Below are 3,923 nucleotides of genomic sequence, written 5' to 3' on the forward strand. Positions count from 1 at the left end.
CCAGCCGACCTGCTTTTGGTAGCCGGTGTCAATTTCGTATTTCACAAGCTTCCTTTCACGAAGTTCTCACCCGTCTTGCTGTAGCCCATCTTGCGCACAAACTGGCCCACGCGGTCCATCTCGGTCAGGCTGTTGATGCCCAGGTTGATCTCCACCACTTTGCGGTTCTTGCACCATTGCTCAAAGGCTTTGAGCAAGCGCACGCCGTAGCCGCCCATGCGCTTTTCCGGCAGCACGTCGTAATGCATCACGCTGGCGGTAAGCTGGGCGCTGAAGATGTGCTGTTCCAGCACGGCAATCAGGGCGCCCACCATCTGGCCCGCGGTGTCCTCGGCCACCATGAATACATATTTGCTCTGGCCCCGCTCGATCAGTTGCCGAAAAGTGGCCGCCACGCGCACCGGGTCATAGTCCAGCGCCTTGAAGCGGGTATGCGCATGCATCCGTCGGCCGCCCTCCACCAGGGCGGCAATGTCTTGTACAGTGGCAAATCGAATGGGCATCAGGTGGCGCTTGTCTTTGGCATTCGGCAGCCGTTCAATTCGCGCGCCGCAAGTCTTTCAGGTCTGCCAGGGCCTGTACCTCGGTCTTGGCAGCACTGCCAGACAACAGCCCCCAGCCCAACAGCAGACCTTTGGACGAGTCGTATTCGACGAAATAGCTTTTGCCCGCCTCGGCTTGCACTTCAAAATTCTTGGCTGAGGCAAAACCGCGTTCATCCACGCTGATCACGTGCTTGCCCGCGTCCAGCGGCAGCACGAGGTACGAGGCGTTGAACAGCTCGCCGAGGACTTTTTTGGTGGCGGCGTTGGTCACTGCGTACGATGCCCCGGACGCGTACAGCGCGGACTTGCGGTATAGATAGAGTTGCGCCTTGCCCGCCGGCGGGGCTTCAAGCGCAGTAAACGCCGGGCCAGTGGCCGTGGCGCAGCCCGCCACGATGAGCGCAGGCAGCAGGGCGAGGCCCAAAACGGCGCGGCGCGTGGCAGCGATTGCGGTTGCAGTTGCGGTATGGGACGTGAATGACTTGAACATGTGATTTCCTTGGGGTTAATAAAAGTTGTAAAAAAAATGCGGGTGACTCGTCTTTTGGGGAGCGGGCGGGTCTCTGCCACGCCGTGCCACGTGATTCATTTCGCGGCGCCGTCGCGCACCACCCATTGCGAGTAGTTGCCGCCCGTGTAGTCAAACCCCATGTGCCGCAGGAAGCGGTCGAATCGGTCAATGTCGATGCCCGTCGTCATGTTGATACAGACTTCGTCTGCACCTCGGTTGGTGGCCCATTGCCTGAAGCCGTGGATCAGCCTGACGGCCAGCGGTGTGCCGCGAAGCTCAGGGCGGACGTAGAACATGAAATCCGTGGCAACCAGGGCGTCAGAAAAATAGTATTGCGAGATCTGCCCCCAAAAGAGGCCGACCAGGCCAAACGTTTCTTTCTCTGCCACAAACACGCAGTAGTCACTTCGTGGTGGCGAAAGAATGGACTCAAACTGAGCGGCCAGCCGCTTCGGGTTGAATGGAAACCGGGACAGGCGGGTTTCCCCGTGAATGGCCTTACCGAGCTCAACCAAAGCCGGTATGTCGGCGGCCGTCGCGAATCGAATTTTTGTCATTTGGTTTTCTTCATTTTTTAGATCTTCAAACTGCTGATGCCCAACTCCGGTCACCGCTCCCTCAAACTCTCACTACCCGCCCGTTGCACCGGACTCAGCAAATACTCAATCACCCGTCGCTGCCCGGTCTTGATCTCGGCCGTGATGTTCATGCCCGGGCTCAGGTGCACGCGCTTGCCGTCGATCAGCATGTCGCGTTGCGAGAGGGTCAAAGTGGCCGGGTAGTAAGAACCCTTCTTCTCATCCGTCACCGCATCGGCCGTCACCACATCGACTCGTGCATCGACCGTGCCGTACCTGGTGTAGGGGAAGGTCTCCAGCTTCACCGCCGCCATTTGCCCGGCATTCACAAAGCCGATGTCCTGGTTGGCAATGCTGACCTCGGCCGTCACCGTGGCACTGTCGGGCACCACGATCATCAAGGCCTGGGCACTGGTGACGACGCCGCCGACGGAGTGAATGGCCAGCTGCTGGATGACCCCGGCCACCGGCGCCGTGAGCTGCGTGAGTTTTTCTCTTTGGTTGGCCTTGGTCTGGTCGGATTCAAGCTGGCTGTGTTTGCTGGCCGCCTGGGCCTGGCGGTCGCTCAAAGCGCGCAGGGTTTCCGCCCGGTAGGCGGCTTTGGCTTGTTCCGTTTCTTTGGCGCTGGACAGTGCTTCGGCGAGGCGGGCACGCTGGGTTGCCAGATCGCGCTCCAGCTCGACGCGCTCTCTGGTTTTGTCCTGGGTGGCGTGGCTCGATATATAGCCTTGCGCCACCAGCTGCTTGAAGTCGGCCTCGCGCGTTTGCGCCATCGGCACGGTGGCCTCCAGCTTGGCGATGGTCTCCCGCACGGTGGCGGTTTCTGCCTGGCGGCGCGCGGCTTCGGCGTCGAGCTTGCCCAGCTTGGCGCTGATGTCTTGCCACTCGGACTGCAATTGCGCCTGGGTCGCCGGGTCTTTGATCAAATCGGCCTGCAGCCCCCGTAGCACGGGCGTGAGCAGCTTCATATTTGATAGCGACTGCAGAAGAGCCCCGGTGCGCATCACTTCCGATGCTTGTGTCCTGAGCTGCTCTTGCACATTGGCTTTGTCGGCGCTGGCCATGGTGGGGTCAAGTTCCACCAGCACCTGACCCATCCGCACCCTGTCCCCGTCCTTGACCAGCACTTTGCGCACGACGCTGGCCTCCAAAGGCTGGATCACCTTGGTGCGGTCGCTGGCGATGATGCGCCCCGGCGCCACGGCCACGATGTCGACCTGGCCGAAGAAGGACCAGACCAAGGCCAGTACAAACAGGATCATCAGGCCCCAGGCAAAGCGGCGCGGTGCCGGGTGCACCGGGGTTTCCTGCAGGCTCAGGGCGGCGGGCAGGAAGGCCAGTTCATCGGCAAAGCGGGCCGGGCCGGCCAGTTCGGCGCGGTGCGCCCAGGCGGCATTGAAGATGGCTTGGTAACGGGCCAGCAGGTCACGAATGGGGTGGCGGAGGGGGTGTTTCATATCGGCTGCCCCCGTCCTGCATGCGCCACAGGTAGGCGTACAGGCCGTCCTGCTTTTTCACCAGAATGTCATGCGGCCCGGCTTCCACAATCTGGCCCTTGTCCATCACGATGATGCGGTGCGCGTTTCTGACCGCGGAGAGGCGGTGCGCGATGATGAGCACGCTGCGGCCGCGACAGATGTGGGCCATGTTGCGCTGGATGATGGCCTCGCTCTCGTAGTCCAGCGCGCTGGTGGCTTCATCAAAGATCAGGATGCGCGGGTTGGTGAAGAGGGCTCTGGCAATGGCGACGCGCTGGCGTTGACCACCACTTAAAGATCCGCCCTGCTCGCCGACCAGCGTGTCGTAGCCCTCGGGCAGTTCGCTGATGAACTCATGGGCACCGGCCAGCTGCGCGACCTGGATGACGGCCTCGATCGGAGCGGCCGGGTCGGTGATGGCGATGTTCTCGCGCACGGAGCGGTTGAACAGCAGGTTCTCCTGCAGCACGACGCCCACTTGTCGTCTGAGTTGCGCGGCGTCGATCAGGCTGATGTCGATGCCGTCGACCAAGAGTCGGCCACCCTCCGGGGTGTAGAGGCGCTGCACCAGCTTGGTCAGGGTGCTCTTGCCGGAGCCCGATCTCCCGACGATGCCGATGATCTCGCCGGCCTGGATCTCCAGGCTGATGCTGTTCAGCACCGGAGCCGCTTCCGGGCGATACCTGAAGGTGACTTGGTCAAGCGTGATGCGGCCTTTGAGCGCGGGCAGCTGGGCCGTGCTGCTGGGGGGCACTTCGGTGCGGGTGTTGAGGATGTCGCCCAATCTGGCCACCGAGATGCCGGTTTGCTG

Annotated in this window: 5 protein-coding genes; all 5 read right to left on the reverse strand. The window is 61.8% G+C overall.

The genetic code is table 11. The features are described from left to right. Window positions 1-41: 41 nt before the first annotated feature. Entirely contained in the window at window positions 42-503 is a 462-nt protein-coding gene (locus B3V69_RS02465) for a GNAT family N-acetyltransferase (RefSeq protein WP_296443464.1), read from the reverse strand. Window positions 504-537: 34 nt separating this feature from the next. Next, window positions 538-1,035 (reverse strand): DUF2846 domain-containing protein, encoded by a 498-nt coding sequence (locus B3V69_RS02470; RefSeq protein ID WP_296443466.1) that lies wholly within the window; start codon window positions 1,033-1,035, stop codon window positions 538-540. A gap of 95 nt (window positions 1,036-1,130) precedes the next feature. Then, a complete protein-coding gene (locus B3V69_RS02475; RefSeq protein WP_296443468.1) occupies window positions 1,131-1,667 on the reverse strand; it encodes a GNAT family N-acetyltransferase in 537 nt (178 codons plus the stop codon). Next, a complete protein-coding gene (locus B3V69_RS02480) occupies window positions 1,664-3,091 on the reverse strand; it encodes an HlyD family type I secretion periplasmic adaptor subunit (RefSeq protein WP_296443470.1) in 1,428 nt (475 codons plus the stop codon). Before B3V69_RS02480 ends, B3V69_RS02475 begins: the two co-directional genes overlap by 4 nt. Further along, on the reverse strand, window positions 3,060-3,923 hold an 864-nt coding region (locus B3V69_RS02485), incomplete at its 5' end, for an ATP-binding cassette domain-containing protein (RefSeq protein WP_296443472.1). The genes B3V69_RS02485 and B3V69_RS02480, both read right to left, overlap by 32 nt.

The sequence above is a fragment of the Rhodoferax sp. UBA5149 genome, assembly GCF_002413825.1.
GTDB lineage: Bacteria > Pseudomonadota > Gammaproteobacteria > Burkholderiales > Burkholderiaceae_C > Rhodoferax.

What these genes read in the sequence shown, in the direction of transcription:
- B3V69_RS02465 (WP_296443464.1), bottom strand. Translation starts at nt 503, where the DNA reads ATGCCCATTCGATTTGCCACTGTACAAGACATTGCCGCCCTGGTGGAG.
- B3V69_RS02470 (WP_296443466.1), bottom strand. Translation starts at nt 1,035, where the DNA reads ATGTTCAAGTCATTCACGTCCCATACCGCAACTGCAACCGCAATCGCT.
- B3V69_RS02480 (WP_296443470.1), bottom strand. Translation starts at nt 3,091, where the DNA reads ATGAAACACCCCCTCCGCCACCCCATTCGTGACCTGCTGGCCCGTTAC.